At 73.7% G+C, this 18,350-nt stretch carries 17 protein-coding genes; 15 read left to right on the forward strand and 2 right to left on the reverse strand.

Annotation, left to right across the window (positions count from 1 at the left end):
* Window positions 1-18 precede the first annotated feature (18 nt).
* From ABT263_RS19535 to mutM, 8 genes are all read left to right on the forward strand, one after another.
* On the forward strand, window positions 19-552 hold the full coding sequence (locus tag ABT263_RS19535) for a hypothetical protein (protein ID WP_352291629.1): 534 nt from the start codon (window positions 19-21) through the stop codon (window positions 550-552).
* A gap of 115 nt (window positions 553-667) precedes the next feature.
* Window positions 668-1,252, forward strand: a complete 585-nt coding sequence (gene rsmD, locus ABT263_RS19540; RefSeq protein WP_329489747.1) for a 16S rRNA (guanine(966)-N(2))-methyltransferase RsmD — start codon at window positions 668-670, stop codon at window positions 1,250-1,252.
* 49 nt (window positions 1,253-1,301) lie between these two features.
* Window positions 1,302-1,790 carry a pantetheine-phosphate adenylyltransferase gene (gene coaD, locus ABT263_RS19545; protein ID WP_329489748.1) on the forward strand — a complete coding sequence of 163 codons (489 nt, stop codon included), beginning with the start codon at window positions 1,302-1,304 and terminating at the stop codon, window positions 1,788-1,790.
* A gap of 199 nt (window positions 1,791-1,989) precedes the next feature.
* Window positions 1,990-3,165 (forward strand): F0F1 ATP synthase subunit B, encoded by a 1,176-nt coding sequence (locus ABT263_RS19550; protein ID WP_352291631.1) that lies wholly within the window; start codon window positions 1,990-1,992, stop codon window positions 3,163-3,165.
* Window positions 3,166-3,315: 150 nt separating this feature from the next.
* Window positions 3,316-3,960: a YceD family protein gene (locus ABT263_RS19555; RefSeq protein ID WP_329489750.1), complete on the forward strand. Its 645-nt coding sequence runs from the start codon at window positions 3,316-3,318 to the stop codon at window positions 3,958-3,960.
* A gap of 2 nt (window positions 3,961-3,962) precedes the next feature.
* A complete protein-coding gene (gene rpmF / locus ABT263_RS19560) occupies window positions 3,963-4,136 on the forward strand; it encodes a 50S ribosomal protein L32 (protein WP_188303282.1) in 174 nt (57 codons plus the stop codon).
* Window positions 4,137-4,156: 20 nt separating this feature from the next.
* Window positions 4,157-4,945: a ribonuclease III gene (gene rnc, locus ABT263_RS19565; RefSeq protein WP_329489751.1), complete on the forward strand. Its 789-nt coding sequence runs from the start codon at window positions 4,157-4,159 to the stop codon at window positions 4,943-4,945.
* Window positions 4,946-4,997: 52 nt separating this feature from the next.
* Complete coding sequence (gene mutM / locus ABT263_RS19570) at window positions 4,998-5,891, forward strand: bifunctional DNA-formamidopyrimidine glycosylase/DNA-(apurinic or apyrimidinic site) lyase (protein WP_352291633.1); 894 nt, start codon at window positions 4,998-5,000, stop codon at window positions 5,889-5,891.
* 32 nt (window positions 5,892-5,923) lie between these two features.
* Here mutM and ABT263_RS19575 read toward each other — a convergent pair whose 3' ends face one another.
* A complete protein-coding gene (locus ABT263_RS19575) occupies window positions 5,924-6,847 on the reverse strand; it encodes a DMT family protein (protein WP_352291635.1) in 924 nt (307 codons plus the stop codon).
* Window positions 6,848-7,152: 305 nt separating this feature from the next.
* Between ABT263_RS19575 and ABT263_RS19580 the strand changes: the two genes are divergently transcribed.
* The 6 genes from ABT263_RS19580 to ftsY all read left to right on the forward strand — a co-directional run bounded on the left by ABT263_RS19580 (window position 7,153) and on the right by ftsY (window position 15,356).
* Complete coding sequence (locus ABT263_RS19580) at window positions 7,153-8,523, forward strand: hypothetical protein (RefSeq protein WP_352291637.1); 1,371 nt, start codon at window positions 7,153-7,155, stop codon at window positions 8,521-8,523.
* 118 nt (window positions 8,524-8,641) lie between these two features.
* The gene (locus ABT263_RS19585) at window positions 8,642-9,139 is read left to right on the forward strand and encodes a winged helix-turn-helix transcriptional regulator (RefSeq protein ID WP_329489755.1); all 498 of its coding nucleotides are present in this window, start codon (window positions 8,642-8,644) and stop codon (window positions 9,137-9,139) included.
* 35 nt (window positions 9,140-9,174) lie between these two features.
* Window positions 9,175-9,474, forward strand: coding sequence for an acylphosphatase (locus ABT263_RS19590; RefSeq protein WP_329489756.1), 300 nt, complete (start codon window positions 9,175-9,177; stop codon window positions 9,472-9,474).
* Between the two features lie 423 nt (window positions 9,475-9,897).
* Window positions 9,898-10,101 (forward strand): hypothetical protein, encoded by a 204-nt coding sequence (locus ABT263_RS19595; RefSeq protein ID WP_329489757.1) that lies wholly within the window; start codon window positions 9,898-9,900, stop codon window positions 10,099-10,101.
* A gap of 177 nt (window positions 10,102-10,278) precedes the next feature.
* The gene (smc, locus tag ABT263_RS19600) at window positions 10,279-13,908 is read left to right on the forward strand and encodes a chromosome segregation protein SMC (RefSeq protein ID WP_352291639.1); all 3,630 of its coding nucleotides are present in this window, start codon (window positions 10,279-10,281) and stop codon (window positions 13,906-13,908) included.
* Between the two features lie 239 nt (window positions 13,909-14,147).
* On the forward strand, window positions 14,148-15,356 hold the full coding sequence (gene ftsY / locus ABT263_RS19605; RefSeq protein WP_329489759.1) for a signal recognition particle-docking protein FtsY: 1,209 nt from the start codon (window positions 14,148-14,150) through the stop codon (window positions 15,354-15,356).
* A gap of 156 nt (window positions 15,357-15,512) precedes the next feature.
* On the opposite strand, the gene ABT263_RS19610 is transcribed toward ftsY, so the two are convergent.
* Window positions 15,513-16,184: a bifunctional DNA primase/polymerase gene (locus tag ABT263_RS19610; RefSeq protein ID WP_329489760.1), complete on the reverse strand. Its 672-nt coding sequence runs from the start codon at window positions 16,182-16,184 to the stop codon at window positions 15,513-15,515.
* A gap of 632 nt (window positions 16,185-16,816) precedes the next feature.
* Between ABT263_RS19610 and nsdA the strand changes: the two genes are divergently transcribed.
* Window positions 16,817-18,271 carry a transcriptional repressor NsdA gene (gene nsdA / locus ABT263_RS19615; protein WP_352291641.1) on the forward strand — a complete coding sequence of 485 codons (1,455 nt, stop codon included), beginning with the start codon at window positions 16,817-16,819 and terminating at the stop codon, window positions 18,269-18,271.
* The last annotated feature ends 79 nt before the right edge of the window (window positions 18,272-18,350 follow it).

Raw genomic sequence — 18,350 nt, forward strand, 5'->3', positions numbered from 1 at the left:
ACACTTGGGGGTCCTGCCATGGCATTCCGTCATCTCAACGAGCTCCCGCTCGGCGACAAGGTCTTCCGGATCGAACTCGCCAGCGACGACGACCGCGAGGTCACCCTCACCCTGACCGGCTGGCGCGAGGGGGCGGCCGCCGCGCCGCTCGCCTCGGGCAAGCTCCGCCTGCCGGTCGAGGACGTCGCCTCGCTGCGGATCGCGCTCAACCGCGCGCTCCGGGCCCTGGCGATCGTCGCCGACGTCTCCGAGCCCATCCCCGACCGTGACGTGCTGCGCGAGCTCTACCCCGGACACGGCGCCCCCTGGGTGCCGCAGCACGAGGAGGAGCTGGTCCGGCGGTTCCACGACAGCGAGACCGTCGCCCGGATCGCCGCCCGCTTCGGCCGCACCCCCGACTCCGTCCGCACCAAGCTGCGCGAGCTCGGGCACGACCCGCGCCGCCCCGAGTTCTGCCCGCCCGACGGCTGCCTCTCGTGGTCCCGCTACGCCTCGCCGGCGCTGCTCGGCGCGGCGATCCCGCCCCAGTCGACGGCGGCCGACGCGAGCTGATCCCGCGACCTTCGCCGCAGCCCTCCGCCGGGGCTGCGGCGAGGGGTTCGGGGCGGCCCTTCGGGTGGGAGCCGTATAGCGTGGTCGGGCAGCGACGAAAGGACCTCCCACCACCATGACCCGCGTCATCGCCGGGGCGGCCGGCGGCCGCCGGCTGGCCGTACCGCCCGGCCGGAGCACCCGCCCGACCTCCGACAAGGCCCGCGAGGCGATGTTCTCCACGCTGGAGGCCCTGCGCGGCACCCTGCACGGGGCCCGGATGCTCGACCTGTTCGGCGGATCGGGCGCGGTCGGCCTGGAGGCGCTGTCCCGCGGCGCCGAGCACGTCCTGCTGGTCGAGGCCGACGGCCAGGCGGCCCGGGTGATCCGGGAGAACGTCCGGACGATCGACCTGCCGGGCGCGGTGGTGGTGGCCTCCCGGGCCGAGAAGGTGATCGCGGGACCGCCCCCGGAGACCCCGTACGACCTGGCCTTCCTCGATCCGCCGTACGTCGTCACCGACGACGAGGTGCGCGAGATGCTGATCACACTCCTGGCCGGGGGCTGGCTCGCGGCCGACGCACTCGTCACCGTGGAGCGCAGCACCCGAGGCGGCGAGTTCGGCTGGCCCGAAGGCTTCGAGGTACTGCGCTCGCGCCGCTACGGCGAGGGCACGCTCTGGTACGGTCGCGCCGCCGCCGAGGGCCGCCCACACTCGTAGCGGGCCGAGGCCCGCAGGACCCGTCACCCCACGAGGGAGCATCCACGCCATGCGCCGCGCCGTCTGCCCCGGATCGTTCGACCCGATCACCAACGGTCATCTCGACATCATCGAGCGGGCCTCGAAGCTGTACGACGTGGTGCACGTCGCGGTGGCGGTGAACCGGAACAAGCAGGGCATGTTCACCATCGAGGAGCGGATCGCGCTGATCGAGGAGACCACCGCCAAGTACGGGAACATCGTGGTCGAGTCGCACCTCGGCCTGTTGGTGGACTTCTGCCGGGAGCGCGGCATCCCCGCGATCGTCAAGGGCCTGCGGGCCGTCAGCGACTTCGACTACGAGCTGCAGATGGCCCAGATGAACCACGGGCTGAGCGGGGTCGAGACGCTCTTCCTGCCGACCTCGCCGACGTACAGCTTCCTGTCGTCGACGCTGGTCAAGGAGGTCGCCTCGTACGGGGGCGACGTCTCGCACCTGCTGCCGGAGACGGTGCACCGCCGGCTGGTCGAGCGGATCGCGCAGCGGAAGGCCCAGTAGCCGCCGGGCCGGAGCCGGGCCGGTCCGTTTCTGCCGATTCGTCACCAGTTGTCCGGGGACCGGTCCGGCCGCCCGGTCCGGGCGTTGTGACCTCGCCCCGCCGTGGCCGTAAAGTCTGTGTTCCTGCCCTGCGGTGAGGTCCACCGCGCCGGGCCTGCCTCCGCCGGACCGTCGGCGGCACACGGAAAGACGAAGCCCCGTGGACGTGCAGAACAAGGTCGACGAGATCGTCGCGGCCGTCGAGAACGCCCGCTCGATGCCCATGTCGGCCTCCTGCGTGGTGAACCGAGCCGAACTGGTCGGCCTGCTCCAGGACCTCAGGGCGGCACTGCCCGCCGAGCTGGCCCAGGCCCAGTCGGTGATGGCCGACCACGAGCAGGTGGTCGCCGGCGCCGAGGCGGAGGCCGAGCGGATCATCCAGGGCGCGCACGCCGAGCGCGGCTCGCTGATCTCCGACACCGAAGTGGTCCGCCGGGCCCAGGCCGAGGCGGACCGCATCCTCGCGGAGGCGCGTGCCGAGGTCGAGACCAAGCGCGCCGAGGCCGACGACTACGTGGACAGCAAGCTCGCCAACTTCGAGGTCGTGCTGACCAAGACGCTCGGCGCGGTCGGCCGCGGCCGGACGAAGCTGCGCGGCGACTCCAGCGTCTTCGAGACCCCGTACGAGGGCGAGACCGACGGCGAGGAGTTCCGGCCGCAGCCGCGGATCACCCCGAGCCCCGAGGTCGACGAGTACGTCGATGTGAAGCTCGCCACCCTGGAGAACGTCCTCAGCGCGACGCTGGAGGCGGTCGGCAAGGGCCGCGACAAGCTGCTCGGCAAGGCCCCGATCGACGAGCTGGGTGCCTACCTGGCCGCCGCCGACGAGGCCCAGCAGGCCAAGAACCGCGCCGAGGCGGTGGCGGCGGGCTTCGCCACCGACGCCGACGGCGAGGAGGTGCCGTGGTACCGCGAGGAGGTGCCGCAGCAGCAGACCTGGCCGGAGCAGACCCCGGCCGCGGCCGGCTGGCAGGCGCCCGGAGTCGACCAGTACGCCGCCGCGCAACAGCCGGGCGGCCAGTACGCCGAGGTGTACGGCGGCGGGTTCGACCCGGCGGGCCAGGGCGATCCGTACGGCGGCCAGTACGGGTACGGGCAGCAGCAGCACCAGCAGCAGCACCAGCAGCAGGGGTACCCGGCCGCGCAGGAGCAGGGCGGCTACGGCTATCCGCAGCAGCAGCAGGGCTACGCGGCGCAGCAGTACGACGCCTACGGCTACCCGCAGCAGCCCGCCAACCCGCCGGCCGTCCCGCAGCAGCCGGGCCTGGACGAGACCAGCTTCTTCGACACCAGCATGATCGACATGACCAGGCTCCGGGAGCTCGGCGGCCGCTGAGCCCGCTCGCCCTCCGTGGGCGAAGTTGGGCCTGGCGGGAGACTCCGGTAGTCTGACCACTCCGGCCTCTCCGTGTCGGGCCGTCGGTCTGCCCGCGCATCGTCCGGTGAGCAGCACCGCGCATCAGTTTTCTCAGGAAGTCAGGACACCTTGAACCGCCTCGACCACCGCGACCCACTCGTGTTCGACACGCACGAGCTCGGCCGTCGCCCGGGCTCGCTGCGCAAGGTGTCCCGCACCCTGGAGGCTCCCGAGGGCCTCGGGATCATCGATGTGATCGGTGTCCCGGAGAAGAGCGAACTGCGGCTGGAGCTCCGCCTGGAGTCGGTGGTCGAGGGCGTGCTGGTGACCGGCACCGCCGAGGCCGTGATCGAGGGCGAGTGCGTGCGGTGCCTGGAGCCGGTCGAGGACGACCTCGACGTGGACTTCCAGGAGCTGTACTACTACCCGGAGTCCGACGAGCGTCACCGTGCCCGCACCGCCGGGACGGACGACCTCGACGAGGACTCGGAAGATGAGACTTACCGTCTGGAGGGCGACTTCTTCGACCTCCAGCCGGTGCTGCGTGACGCGGTGGTGCTCGCACTGCCGCTGCAGCCGGTGTGCCAGGAAGACTGCCTGGGCCTGTGCTCCGAGTGCGGAGCGCGCCTGAGCGACGACCCGGCGCACCACCACGACGCCGCCGACCCCAGGTGGGCGGCTCTGCAGGGACTCTCCGCCGCCCCCGGCGACGAGGGTGACGGAATCAAGAACAGCGACACCCGTGAGGGTGCCGCCGAGAACCAGGAGAAGTAGCCGTGGCTGTTCCGAAGCGGAAGATGTCGCGCAGCAACACGCGCCACCGCCGTTCCAACTGGAAGGCCGTCGTTCCGGCCCTCGTGGCGTGCGACAGCTGCCACGAGCCGAAGCTCGGCCACATCGCGTGCCCGAGCTGCGGCACGTACAACCGTCGCCAGGTCCTCTCGGTCTGATCGGCGGGGTGTACGGATCGATGTCGGACAGTAACTCTTCCCGCAAGGCGACCATCGCCCCGAAGGCTTCTTCGGGCGGCGGAAAGGCCGGCGGGCCGGCTTCGACCGAATACGACGTCCTGGAAGGGCGCCTCGGGTACACGCTCGAGCGCGCCCTTCTGGTGCGTGCCCTGACCCACCGCTCGTTCGCGTACGAGAACGGCGGGCTGCCCACCAACGAGCGCCTGGAGTTCCTCGGCGACTCGGTGCTGGGCCTGGTGGTGACCGACACCCTCTACCGCGTCCACCCGGACGTCCCGGAGGGCACGCTCGCCAAGCTGCGCGCCGCGGTGGTCAACTCCCGCGCGCTCGCCGACGTCGGCCGTGGCCTGGAGCTCGGGACGTTCATCCGGCTCGGCAAGGGCGAGGAGGGCACCGGCGGCCGCGACAAGTCGTCGATCCTCGCCGACACCGTCGAGGCCGTGATCGGCGCCGTCTACCTGGACCAGGGCCTGGACGCGGCCACCGAGTTCGTCCACCGCCTCTTCGACCCGCTGATCGAGGAGTCCTCCCAGCTGGGCGCGGGCCTGGACTGGAAGACCAGCCTCCAGGAGCTCACCGCCTCGGTGGGCATCGGGGTGCCGGAGTACGTGGTCGAGGAGTCCGGTCCCGACCACGAGAAGACTTTCACCGCCGCGGCCCGGGTGGCCGGCGAGGACTTCGGCAGCGGCGTCGGCCGCTCGAAGAAGGAAGCCGAGCAGAAGGCCGCGGAGAGCGCCTGGCGGGCGATCAAGGAGAAGTACGCCGACCGCCTGCCCGCCGGCGCCTGAGCACGCAGTACTCTTCCTCCTGCATGTTTCAGTCGCAGGAGGCTTGTTTCCCGTGCCCGAACTCCCCGAGGTAGAGGTCGTCCGCCGAGGTCTGGCGAACTGGGTCGCCGGGCGGACCGTCGCCGCCGTCGACGTGCTGCACCCGCGGGCGGTGCGCCGCCAGCCGGCCGGTGCGGCCGACTTCACCGCGCGGCTGACCGGGGCCACGCTCGGCGCCGCGCAGCGTCGCGGCAAGTACCTCTGGGTGCCGCTGTCCACCGCGGCCGACGGCTCGCCGGTCGGCGGGTTCTCGCTGATCGGTCACCTGGGGATGAGCGGCCAACTGCTCGTCCAGGACCCGTCGGTGCCCGACGAGAGGCACCTGCGGGTACGGCTGCGGTTCACCGACGGCGGCCGGGAGCTGCGCTTCGTCGACCAGCGGACCTTCGGCGGGCTGGCCGTCGAGGAGGCCGAGGAGGGTGACCCGGAGGGCACCCCGCTCTCCATCGCGCACATCGCCCGGGACCCGCTCGACCCCCGCTTCGACGACGCCGCCTTCGTGGCCGCGCTGCGGGCCAGGCGCACCACGGTCAAGCGGGCGCTGCTGGACCAGACGCTGATCAGCGGGGTCGGCAACATCTACGCGGACGAGGCGCTCTGGCGCTCCCGGCTGCACTACGACCGCCCGACCACGGCGCTGACCCGTCCGCAGGCCGCCGTCCTGCTGGCCCACGCGCGGGACGTGATGACGGCCGCCCTCGCGGTCGGCGGCACCAGCTTCGACAGCCTCTACGTCAACGTGAACGGCGAGAGCGGGTACTTCTCCCGGGACCTCGACGCCTACGGCCGCGAGGACGAGCCGTGCCGCCGCTGCGGCACCCCGATCCGCCGGGCCGCCTGGATGAACCGCTCCAGTTACTTCTGCCCCCGCTGCCAGCGCGTCCCGCGCGCCCGCAGCGGGGCCTGAGCCCGGGCGGCCCCGCCCGGGGCCGCCCGGCGCTACCGCTTGGTGAGTTCGGGCTGCGGCTGGTCGGACCCGGCCGAACCGTGGGTGTCCTGGCCGAAGTAGGCGACGCCGACCGCCGAGACCACGGCGAGCAGGAAGCCGACCGCGCCGAGCCAGGCCAGGCCCTCCTTGGAGGAGTCGCCGAGCCAGAGGACGCCGACGGCGCCGGGCAGCACCGTCTCACCGACCACCAGGGCGGCGGTCGCGCCGTTCACCGAGCCGATCTGCAGGGCCACGGTGTGCACGTACATCCCGCCGATGCCGCCGACCAGGATCGCGTACAGGGCGGGGTCGGAGAGCAGCGCGCCGAGGTCGAACGGCTCGACGCCGTTGAGGATCCGCACGCCGACGCCGAGCGCGCCGAAGCCGAGGCCGGAGAGCAGGCCGGCGACGATCGCGCCGTTGGCGCCCATCCGCCGCACCAGCAGGGCGCCGCCGACCAGCAGCACGGTGGTGATCAGCAGCAGCCACCAGTGGAAGGACATCTCCACGTGGTGGCCGCCCTCCGGCCCGGCGGAGACGGCCAGCAGCACCAGCGCCGAGCAGAGCACGCCGATCGACGCCCACTCCAGCTGCTTGAGCCGGATGCCGAGCAGCTTGATGCTCAGCACCGCGGTGATCACCAGATTGGCGCTGATGATGGTCTGGGAGAGGAACAGCGGCAGCAGTCGCGCGGCCAGGGCGCCGAGTCCGAACCCGATGAAGTCGAGGACGGTGCCCAGGATGAACTCCCAGGTGACGGCGGCCTTCGCGGTGGAGGCGAGGCTGGGCCCGCCGTGTGCGGTGACCCCGGCCGAGCCGCTGCCCGCGGCGGCGGCCTCCTCCCGGGCGGAGCGACGTGATCCGACGGCCTGCAGGACCGAACCGGTGCCGTAGCAGGCGGAGGCCGCCACGGCGGTGACGAGGCCGATGAACACCCAGATGCTCCGATCGGGAGAAGAGGTCAGGAGTAGGTGAGGGGGCCGAGGCCCGGCCACCACTATGCCTGGTCGGGGGAGAGGGTCCGATCGGCCGTCGAGCGCTCCTCGACCACCCGTGGACCCGCCGGGACGGACGACCGGGCCGACGGCCGGGTTCCCGCCGCGGCCCGTCTCCGGGGCGGCCGGGGTAAACATCATCCGCGAGGAGGGGAGCGACCCCGGCGGACGGTGGGGGTGCGCGGGGCCGCCCGTACGCGAAGGGGATGCCCTGTCGACGTGGCGGGAGGGGTAGCGTCGATGGCATGAGAACCCTCGCTCGACGACGCTCCCGGAGTGCCGGGCTGTCGGCCCTGGTGGCGCTGCTGCTCGGGCTGCTGCTCGTGCTGGCCCCGGCGGCCGCCGCGGCCGGCGGGCTGGACGACGCCACCGCCGCGCTCAAGCAGGGCCGGGTCTACGTCGACCCGGCGATGACCGGCCGGTTCAGCCAGGGCCAGGCCGACGCCCTGACCGAGAAGATCCGCAAGGCCGACAAGCCGATCTTCATCGCGGTGGTCCCGGCGGCGGACCCGTACGGCGCGAGCACGGTCTTCTCCGACCTGCGGACCAAGGTCGGCATCACCGGTGTCTACGGCATCTGGCGCGGTGACCGGTTCCTGGCCCAGTCCAACAAGGAGGCGCTGCCCACCGCGAGCGCCGAGCGCATCGCGGGCGCGTCCGCGCGCTCGCACCCGGGCGACGTCGACGCGACCCTGAACGACTTCGTCGACACCGCCGCGCCCCAGGTGAAGGGGCACGGGGTGAACAGCGGCTCCGGCGGCTTCTCGGTGGCGGCGGTCGTCGTGCCGCTGGCCCTGCTGGCGCTGGCCGGCGCCGGGGTGTTCCTGCTCTTCCGCCGCTCGAAGAAGCGCAAGCAGGAGCGGCGCCGGGCCGAACTGGCGCAGCTGCGCCGGGTGGTGGACGAGGACATCACCGCGTTCGGCGAGGAGCTGGACCGGCTCGACTTCAGCCCGGGCGCCCCGGACGCCGACGATGTCCAGCGGGCCGACTACACGCACGCCCTGGACTCCTACGAGCGGGCCAAGCGCAGCATGGACGAGGCGAAGGGGCCGGAGGACGTCAAGCCGGTCACCGAGGCACTGGAGGACGGCCGGTTCGCGCTGGCCACACTGGACGCCCGGCGCGCGAAGCGGCCGCTGCCCGAGCGCCGGCCGCCGTGCTTCTTCGACCCGCGGCACGGCCCGTCCGTGCGGGACGCCGACTGGGCACCGGCCGGCGGCGCGGCGCGCACCGTCCCGGTCTGCCGGGCGGACGCCGACCGGCTGGCCACCGGGCAGGACCCGGAGGTCCGGACCGTGCCGACCGAGCACGGCCCGCAGCCGTACTGGAACGCCGGCCCGGCGTACGGCCCCTGGGCGGGCGGCTACTTCGGCGGCTTCGGCGGCGGCGGGCTGCTGCCCGGCCTGCTGGTCGGCACCATGCTCGGCTCGATGATGAGCTCCCCGGCCTACGGGGCCGGCTACGACGGCGGCTCCGGCTACGAGGGCGGTGACTTCTCCGGCGCCGACTTCGATTCCGGTGACTTCGACGGCGGCTTCGACGGTGGCGGCGGGGGCGACTTCGGCGGCGGTGGCGGCTTCGACGGCGGCGGCGGTGACTTCGGCGGGGGCTTCTGACCCCGGCGGTGCGACGACCGGGCCCGCGGCCCGCCGGTGGACGGCGGGAACCGCGGGCCCTGCCGGTGGCGCACCCGAGGAGGTTTGAGAACGCAACCCTGTGTGGCAGGCTGGTGGTGTGACCTCCCACACGCCTTCGGCCCCGCCCGCACTCCCCGGCCGGCCCTGCTCGATCGCCGCCGCGCTCCACGTGGTCGGCGAGAAGTGGGCCCTGCTCGCCGTCCGCGAGCTGTTCTACGGCAACCACCGCTTCGACCGGATCGCCCGCAACACCGGCGCTCCGCGCGACCGGCTCACCGCCCGGCTGCGCGCGCTGGAGGAGGCGGGCGTGGTCGAGCGCCGCGCCTACAGCGAGCGGCCGCCGCGCTACGAGTACCACCTGACCGAGGCCGGCCGCGACCTCGCCCCGCTCACCCACGCCCTGCTCGGCTGGGGCGACCGCTGGCTGCTCCCCGAGCCGCCGGTGAGCTTCGAGCACAGCCCCGAGGGACACGAGCCGCACCCGTACGACCCGGCCTGGGTCTGCCGCACCTGCGGCGAGGAGGGCCGGCGCGGGGACCTCCGGGCGGAGATCCACAGCCCGGACTGGACGATGGCCGGCCCCACGGCGCCGTAGCGCGGCCCGCGATCCGGCCCGATAGGGTCGGGGCCATGCACGGTCGCGACGCCCACAGTGATGAACCGGTCCGGGTGACCGCCTGGGTGCGGGGCAAGGTCCAGCAGGTCGGCTTCCGGTGGTGGACCAGGGCGCGGGCGCTGGAGATCGGGCTGACCGGCTACGCCAGCAACCTCGGCGACGGCCGGGTGCAGGTGGTGGCCGAGGGACTCGCGGCCGACTGCGAGCATCTGCTGGCGCTGCTGCGCGGCCCGGACACGCCCGGCCGCGTCAGCGGGGTGACGGAGATCTGGACGGCCGTCGGAACCGGCTACCCGGGTTTCGAGATCCGCTGACCGGGGCCCCGCGCGCCGTGGCGGACGGGCCGGGGCCCGCCCCCGTGAAATGATCGGCGGCCTTCGGTGTCATACGGTTGCCATCTGGGCAGACTCGTGGTTGACTCCGCATCGAACGATGATCCACGAGCGACTGGTGGACCGGCCCGAGATCCCCCTGGTGTGACCACACCGCCAGGCAGGTGACAGGGGCGCGGTAGCGTGCGGTGATCGTGTTGACCCTTTCCGTCTTTGGTGAGACGCTGGAAGCCCGCGCACACGACCGCGTTTACCCGGTAGGCGCACGCCCTCGTGAGCCCAGCTCACGGTGGTTGTGCCGTAGTGCCCAGCCAGCACTGCCGGTGGCGCGACGCGCGTGCGTCCCCCTTCCCCCTAGACCTGTACCGTTCCGGTTCGGTCACTCAGCGTGGAGGACCATTCATCATGGCAAAGGCGCTTCTCGGGTACGTCGGCGGCCCCGACCCGCGAATGCTCACCGAGGTGCGACGGCTTCAGCAGCGTGTCCAGGATCTTGAGTCCGAGCTCCTTCGGATGCAGGCCGAGAACGACGCGCTCACCGCTGTCGCCGACGAGCACTCGCTGCTCAACAGCATCGATCTGGATCAGCGGGAGCCGGCTCTCACCTGAGTCCCGCCCGGTCCTCGCAGATCGACGCAGCAGTGCACTGAGCCGCCCCGATAAGGGACGCAGCTTGCAAGGGGCGCCCTGAGTGGCGTCCCTTCGTCGTGTCCGGGCGCGGTCGGCGCCGGTCCGTCCGGATACAGTCGCCGCTGGGGCCCTGGCGAGCGACGAGGAGACCGGCGCGTGCACCTGAAGAGTCTGACCCTGCGCGGGTTCAAGTCCTTCGCCTCCGCCACCACCCTGCGGTTCGAGCCCGGGATCACCTGCGTGGTCGGTCCCAACGGCTCCGGCAAGTCCAACGTCGTCGACGCGCTCTCCTGGGTGATGGGGGAGCAGGGCGCCAAGTCGCTGCGCGGCGGCAAGATGGAGGACGTCATCTTCGCCGGGACGAGCGGGCGCGCCCCGCTCGGCCGCGCCGAGGTCAGCCTCACCATCGACAACTCCGACGGCGCGCTGCCGATCGAGTACGCCGAGGTGACCATCACCCGGACGATGTTCCGCAACGGCGGCAGCGAGTACGCGCTCAACGGCGACACCTGCCGGCTGCTGGACATCCAGGAGCTGCTCTCCGACTCCGGCATCGGCCGCGAGATGCACGTCATCGTCGGGCAGGGACAGCTCGACTCCGTGCTGCACGCCGACCCGATGGGCCGCCGCGCCTTCATCGAGGAGGCGGCCGGCGTCCTCAAGCACCGCAAGCGCAAGGAGAAGGCGCTGCGGAAGCTGGACGCGATGCAGGTCAACCTCAACCGGGTGCAGGACCTGGTCGCCGAACTGCGGCGCCAGCTCGGACCGCTGGGCCGGCAGGCGAAGATCGCCCGGCGCGCGGCCGGCATCCAGGCCGAACTGCGCGACGCCCGGCTCCGGCTGCTCGCCGACGACCTGCTCGCGCTGCGCACCGCCGTCGAGGCCGAGGTCGCCGACGAACTGGCGCTGAAGCTGCGCCGCTCCACCGTCGAACAGGAGCTGTCCCGGGCGATCCAGCGGGAGGCCGTCCTGGAGGCGCAGGTCCAGCAGCTCGGTCCGGGCCTGGAGGCGGCCCGGCAGACCTGGTACCGGCTCTCCGCCCTGGCCGAGCGGACCCGCGGCACCCTCGGGCTGGCCGAGGCCGGCGCCCGGCACGCGGCCGCCGGGGGAGCGGTCGAGGAGCGGCGCGGCCGGGACCCGGAAGAGCTGGAGCGCGAGGCCGAGCACGTCCGGGAGGAGGAGGCCGCCCTGGCCGAGGCCCTGGAGGAGGCCCGGTACGCGCTCGCCGAGGCGGTCGAGTCCCGGGGTGAGCTGGAGCGGGAACTCGCCGCGGAGGAGCGGCGGTTGAAGGACGCTGCCCGGGCCATCGCGGACCGCCGCGAAGGGCTGGCCCGGCTGCAGGGGCAGGCCGCGGCCGCCCGGTCCAAAGCCGCCGCCGCCGAGGCCGAGATCGGCCGGCTCACCGAGGCCAGGGACGAGGCACTGCTGCGCGCCGAGGCCGCCCGGACCGCCTACGAGGAGCTGCGGGAGCAGGTCGACGCCTCGGCGGGGGACGACGAACGGGCCGAGGCCGCCCACGAGGCGGCCCGTGCGCGGCTCGCCGCCGTCGAACGCGAGCTGGTCGGTGCCCGCGAGGCCGCCGGCGCCGCCGAACGCGAGCGGGCCGGGCTGACCGCGCGGCACGACGCCCTGGCGCTCGGGCTGCGCCGCAAGGACGGCACCGGCGCGCTGCTGGCGGCAGCCGACCGGCTGGCCGGGCTGCTCGGCCCGGCGGCCACGCTGCTGCGGATCGCGCCCGGGCACGAGAGCGCCGTCGCGGCCGCCCTCGGCGCCGCCGCGGACGCGGTGGCGGTCGACTCGCCCGGCACGGCGGCCGACGCCCTGCGCCTGCTGCGCGCGGCGGACGCCGGCCGGGCCGCGCTGCTCATCGCCGGTGCGCCCGAGCCGGCCGCGCCGACGCCGCCGTTGCCGCCCACCGCCCGCTGGGCCGCCGAACTGGTCGACGGCCCGGCCCCGTTGCTGCCGGCCGCGCGGGCCCTGCTGGCCGGCGTCGCCGTGGTCGGCTCGCTCGACGAGGCGGTGCGGCTGGTGACGGAGCACCCGGCGCTGACCGCGGTCACCGCCGAGGGGGACCGGCTCGGCGCGGGCTTCGCGTACGGCGGCGCGGGCGGTGCGCCGAGCCTGCTGGAGACCCAGGCGGCGGTCGACGAGACCGCCCGGGCGATCGGCGAACTGGACCTCCGCTGCGCCGAGTCGGCCGAACGGCTGGCCGAACTCACCGCACTCCGGGGGGAGTCGGCCGCCGGGCTGGAGCAACTGGCCACCACCCGGCGGAAGGCGGAGCGCGAGCGGGCCGAGGTGGCCGGCGCACTCGGCCGGCTCGGCGGGCAGTCCCGGGCCGCCGCCGGCGAGGCCGAACGGCTCGCGGCCGCGGCCGGTCGCGCCGAGCAGGGGCTGGCCGACCTGCTCGACACCGCCGAGGAGCTGGCCGGACGGCTCGCGGCCGCCGAGGAGTCGGCCGACGCGGGGGAGGACGAACCCGACGCCGCGGAACAGCAGCGGTTGGCCGCGGCCGCCACCGGCGCCCGGCAGGCCGAGCTGGAGGCCCGGCTCGCCGTGCGGACGCACGAGGAGCGGGTGCGCGCCCTCGCCGGGCGGGCCGACCAGCTGGACCGGGCCGCGCGGACCGAGCGCGAGGCGCGTGCCCGCGCCGCCGAGCGCCGGGAGCGCGCCGAGCACGACGCCCGGGTGGCGAACGCCGTCGCGGCCGGCACCCGACAGCTGCTGGCCTGCCTGGAGGTGTCGCTGGCCCGCGCCGACGCCGGACGGGCCGCCGTCGAGCAGGCGCGCGCCGAGCGGGAGGCGCAGCTGCGGGAGCACCGCGAGCACGGCCGCGAACTCAAGGCCGAGCTGGACAAGCTGGTCGACGCCGGGCACCGGGACGAGGTGCTGCGCGCCGAGAAGCGGCTGCGGATCGAGCAGCTGGAGTCCCGGGCGCTGGAGGAGTTCGGCATCGAGGGCGGTGAGCTGCTCGCCTCGTACGGGCCGGACCGGCTCGTCCCGGCGCCGGCACCCGACGACGGCGGGGAGCCCGGCGAGCCGCGGCCGTACGACCGGGCCGAGCAGGAGAAGCGGCTGCGGGCCGCCGAGAAGGCCTACCAGCAGCTCGGCAAGGTCAACCCGCTGGCACTGGAGGAGTTCGCGGCGCTGGAGGAGCGGCACACCTTCCTCGGGGAGCAGCTGGACGACCTCAAGCGGAGCCGGCGCGACCTGCTGGACATCGTCAAGGACGTGGACGAGCGGGTCGAGCAGCTGTTCAGTTCGGCGTACCACGACACCGCCGCCCAGTTCGAGGGCGTCTTCTCGCGGCTCTTCCCCGGCGGGGAGGGGCGGCTGGTGCTGACCGATCCGGACAACATGCTGACCACCGGGGTCGAGGTGGAGGCCAGGCCGCCGGGCAAGAAGGTCAAGCGGCTCTCGCTGCTCTCCGGCGGCGAGCGCTCGCTGACCGCGGTGGCGCTGCTGGTGTCGATCTTCAAGGCCCGGCCCAGCCCGTTCTACGTGATGGACGAGGTGGAGGCGGCGCTGGACGAGACCAACCTGCGCCGGCTGGTCGGGATCATGGAGGAGCTGAGGGAGAGCTCCCAGCTGATCGTGATCACCCACCAGAAGCTGACCATGGAGTCCGCCGACGCCCTCTACGGCGTGACCATGAAGGGCGACGGCATCTCCCAGGTGATCAGCCAGCGACTGCGGGAGGGGGCGCCCCCGGCCCGTCGGCGCAGGCCGCTCGCACCGCCGGCCGGGCAGCGGGAGGCGGCCGCCGCCGCCCGTCCGACCGGGTGATCCACCGGCCGACGCCGGGGCAGCTGCCCGTGGGCGACCCGATCACGGATACTGGACGGGTTGTGACTCCTCCCCCTCGCGCGCGAGGGGGCTTCTGATTCAGCCGCTTGACGACCTCATGACGGCCAAGCCCCGACCGGTGCCGGACGGCACCGCGTCGGCGTAAGGGAGGCGGCGACGCCCCGTGCGTCGGTGACCGAAGGATCACTCTGTCGTGGGATCCCGAGAAGGAGATTGATGTGGAATACGTGATCCTTGCCGTTGTCATCGCCGTGCTGGCCGTCGGCGCGGTCGCCGGCCTGGTCGTCTCCGGCAGACGACGCCGGGAGCTCCCCCCGAAGGCGCGGCCGCCGGTCATCACGCCGCCCGGGACCCCGCGGGAGCCCCAGGTCGGTGAGGAGGCCGCGCCGCCGACCGAGGAGCCGCGCCGCACCGTCGAGGAGGTCGAGCTCCCCGAGGCCGAGGCGGCCCCGGAGGCTCCCGAGGCGGTCGAGGCCGAGCAGGCGCCGGCCCTCGAAGTCCCCGAGCCCACCGCCGGCCGGCTGGTCCGGCTGCGCTCCCGGCTCTCCCGCTCGCAGAACTCGCTCGGCAAGGGCCTCCTGTCGCTGCTCTCCCGCGAGCACCTCGACGAGGACACCTGGGAGGAGATCGAGGACACCCTGCTGACCGCCGACGTCGGCGTCGCCCCCACCCAGGAGCTGGTCGAGCGGCTGCGCACCCGGGTGAAGGTGCTCGGCACCCGCACCCCGGACGAGCTGCGCGCCCTGCTGCGCGAGGAGCTGGTCGAGCTGGTCGGCAAGGACGCCGACCGCACGGTGCACTCCACCAAGCACGAGGCCGGCCCGGCCGTCGTGCTGGTGGTCGGCGTCAACGGCGTCGGCAAGACCACCACCACCGGCAAGCTGGCCCGGGTGCTGGTCGCCGACGGCCGCTCGGTGGTGCTCGGCGCGGCCGACACCTTCCGGGCCGCCGCCGCCGACCAGCTGCAGACCTGGGGCGAGCGGGTCGGCGCGCGGACCGTCCGCGGCCCGGAGGGCGGGGACCCGGCCTCGGTCGCGTTCGACGCCGTCAAGGAGGGCATCGCCGAGGGCGCCGACACCGTGCTGGTGGACACCGCCGGCCGGCTGCACACCAAGACCGGCCTGATGGACGAGCTGGGCAAGGTCAAGCGGGTCGTGGAGAAGCACGGCCCGGTGGACGAGGTGCTGCTGGTGCTGGACGCCACCACCGGCCAGAACGGTCTGATCCAGGCCCGGGTCTTCGCCGAGGTGGTCGACATCACCGGCATCGTGCTCACCAAGCTGGACGGTACCGCCAAGGGCGGCATCGTGGTCGCGGTGCAGCGGGAGCTGGGTGTCCCGGTCAAGCTGATCGGGCTCGGCGAGGGCGCCGACGACCTGGCGCCGTTCGAGGCGGGGGCGTTCGTGGACGCGCTGATCGGGGACTGAACCCCGGCCGCTGTCCGAGGAAGGGTCCGCTCCGGTCGGGGCGGGCCCTTCGGCGTGTCCCGGCGTCTTCCGGGGCGGCGCGGTGGGGGAGCGGGCGGCGGCCCCTCGGGGCCGGCGGGCGGGGTGGTTACGACGCGAGCCAGGCGGGCGGGGTGGTTACGAGGCGAGCCAGGCGGGCTCTGCGCTGCGCTCGCGCCCGCGGTGGCAGGCGTAGGCGAGGGTGCCGAGCAGCAGCCGGGCCTCGGGCGGGCAGCCGGCGTTGTCACGGGTGGGCCGGCGCAGCCAGCGGACCGGGCCCAGACCGCCGAGCACGGTCGGCGGCGCGGCGACGTAGCTGCCCTCGCCGTGGCAGGTGAGGTCGAGCGCGGCGTCGTCCCAGCCCATCCGGTACAGCAGGTCGGGCAGCCGCCGGGCGGTGCCGGCGGCGACCAGGAACTGCAGCCGGCCGGTGGGCGAGGCCAGCACCGGGCCGACCTGGGTGCCCATCCGCTCCAGTCGGACCAGCGCCTGGAGGCCGGCCTGCTCGGGGACGTCCAGGACGTCGAAGGCGCGGCCGGTGGGGAACAGGACGGAGACGTTCGTGCCGGTGCGGTCCGCCGGTGCGCCGCCGGGGGCCGGATGCAGACCGGGCGCGGCGCAGCGGGCGGCACCGCAGTGGCAGCGGGCCGCGGCGGCCGGGCCGGCCTGGTTGCCGACGGTGACCGCCCAGCCCCAGCGGCCGGTGTACTCCGCGGCCGCCCGGGACGCGGTCACCCGGGTGCGGCGGCGTGCGCTCAGCGGGGCCAACCGCAGGTGCCCCAGTCGAAGTTCGCCGAACAGGTTGTCCATGCCTCCCCCAACAGGTTCTCGTTGCCGATGGTTACGGGATGGTGACTTTGTGTTGATTGTCCGTTGCGTCGTGCGTGGTGCGGGAGCGGCGCGCAGCGCATGGCGTGCGCCTGTTGCGGTCCTGCGCCTCGGGCGCCGCCTTGTGGGGGGCGGTGCCCGTGCCGGATCGTCGTGTCCACGAGGCGGCCGTCTACCGGGGTGGGCGGCAAACTCGCCTGGGGCTGCCGTGGGTTGCAGGTGAGGGGCCGAGGTGCCGGTGGGGACTTGGCAGCCCGCATATGCCGGACCGCCGGGACTATCCAGTGAAGCGTGTGCGGTCTTGGATCGGTTCACTCCTGGGGGTGGCGAAAGGTGGCGTTTCGCCAGGGCCGCTCCCCGGGACCGTGTGCGGGGCGTTACGTTCAGCACGCAGACATCGTCGGGGAGTCCGTTTCCGGCCCTGTGGGGGCGGGAGTTGGGGAATCTGACGGCTCGTCCGCGAGGATGGCACACCAGTGCGACGAGTGGTCCGACCAGCGGTCTCGACAGCACCTCGGGTACGGAAGAGAAGCAGCACGTCTGGCAAGAGCCCGCAACCGTCGGGCGGTCACGATCGGGGCCCCGCAGGGGCCGGGCGGGATGGGGACGTTCCCATGGCAGAGAAGCAACCCAATGAGAAGCTGAGCACGTGGTTCGCCCGCAGCGGCTGGTCCAAGGGCGAACTGGCCCGCCAGGTCAACCGCCGGGCCCGCCAGATCGGCGCCCACCACGTGTCCACCGACACCTCGCGGGTGCGGCGCTGGCTCGACGGGGAGCAGCCCCGCGAGCCCATCCCGAAGATCATGTCGGAGCTCTTCTCCGAACGCTTCGGCTCCGTGGTCTCCATCGAGGACCTCGGGCTGCGGGCCGCCATCCCGGTCTCCACCGTCGGCGGCGGCGTCGACCTGCCGTGGAGCGCCCCGCAGACCGTCCAGCTGATCAGCGACTACTCGCGCAGCGACCTGATGCTGAACCGGCGGGGCTTCCTGGGCACCTCGCTCGCCATGACGGCCGGCGCCGCGCTGATCGAGCCGATGCAGCGCTGGCTCGCCCCCGGCCCGAACGGCGCGCCCACCCCGATCCTGACCGCCGCCAACGGCGGCGAGCCGTTCACCGGCCGGCTCTCCGAGCCCGAGCTGGAACTGCTGGAGCAGACCACCGTCATGTTCCGGCAGTGGGACGCGCAGAACGGCGGCGGGCTGCGCCGCAAGGCCGTCGTCGGCCAGCTGCACGAGGTCACCGACCTGCTCCAGGAGACCTACCCCGAGCAGACCACCCGGCGGCTGTTCCGGCTCACCGCCGAGCTGGCCCACCTGGCCGGCTGGATGTCCTACGACGTCGGCATGCACCCCAGCGCGCAGAAGTACTACGTGCTGGCCCTGCACGCCGCCAAGGAGGCCGGCGACCGCCCGTTCGGCGCGCTGATCCTCACCGACATGAGCCGCCAGATGATCCACCTCAACCGCGGCGAGGACGCCCTGGAGCTGATCCACCTGGCCCAGTACGGCAGCCGGGACACCGCCACCCCGCGCCAGCAGGCCCTGCTGTACGCGATGGAGGCGCGCGCCTACGCCACCATCGGCGAGGTGAACCGCTGCGCCCGGGCGGTCCGGCTGGCCGAGGACACCTTCACCGACATCCGCGAGGGCGACGGCGACCCGGACTGGCTGAAGTTCTTCTCGCCGGCCGAGCTGAACGCCGAGAACGCGCACTCCTTCCGCGACCTCGCCTACCACTCGGACCGGGCCGAGCTGTACGCCTCGATGTCCGCCCCGGTCATGGAGCGGGCGGTCGACCTCTTCCGCCAGGACGGCGACCACGTCCGCTCCTACGCCTTCAACCTGATCGGCATGGCCAGCGTGCACCTGCTGCAGCGTGAGCCCGAGCAGGCCGTGGTGATGGCCGAGCAGGCGGTGGAGATCGCCACCAAGGTGCGCTCCGAGCGGCTCAACTCCAGGGTCCGCAAGACCACCGAGGCCGCCGCCGCCCGGTACGGCGGGGTGGACGCGATCAGCCGGCTCAAGGAGCGGGTGGTCCAGGACATCCCGGAGTACGTCTCGGTGGTCTGACCCGCACCGGCGTCCGCCCCCAGCCCCCCCTGGCCCCCTCAGCCTCCCCAGCCTCCACCGACCGTGACGGCCGCCGCCG

The organism is Kitasatospora sp. NPDC001603, from assembly GCF_040298365.1.
Classification (GTDB): Bacteria; Actinomycetota; Actinomycetes; order Streptomycetales; family Streptomycetaceae; genus Kitasatospora.

Excerpts from the sequence above, each read along its gene's own strand:
- rsmD (WP_329489747.1), top strand. The coding sequence starts at position 668 with ATGACCCGCGTCATCGCCGGGGCGGCCGGCGGCCGCCGGCTGGCCGTA.
- ABT263_RS19535 (WP_352291629.1), top strand. The coding sequence starts at position 19 with ATGGCATTCCGTCATCTCAACGAGCTCCCGCTCGGCGACAAGGTCTTC.
- ABT263_RS19590 (WP_329489756.1), top strand. The coding sequence starts at position 9,175 with ATGCACGGTCGCGACGCCCACAGTGATGAACCGGTCCGGGTGACCGCC.
- ABT263_RS19580 (WP_352291637.1), top strand. The coding sequence starts at position 7,153 with ATGAGAACCCTCGCTCGACGACGCTCCCGGAGTGCCGGGCTGTCGGCC.
- rnc (WP_329489751.1), top strand. The coding sequence starts at position 4,157 with ATGTCGGACAGTAACTCTTCCCGCAAGGCGACCATCGCCCCGAAGGCT.
- coaD (WP_329489748.1), top strand. The coding sequence starts at position 1,302 with ATGCGCCGCGCCGTCTGCCCCGGATCGTTCGACCCGATCACCAACGGT.
- ABT263_RS19610 (WP_329489760.1), bottom strand. The coding sequence starts at position 16,184 with ATGGACAACCTGTTCGGCGAACTTCGACTGGGGCACCTGCGGTTGGCC.
- ABT263_RS19595 (WP_329489757.1), top strand. The coding sequence starts at position 9,898 with ATGGCAAAGGCGCTTCTCGGGTACGTCGGCGGCCCCGACCCGCGAATG.
- nsdA (WP_352291641.1), top strand. The coding sequence starts at position 16,817 with ATGGCAGAGAAGCAACCCAATGAGAAGCTGAGCACGTGGTTCGCCCGC.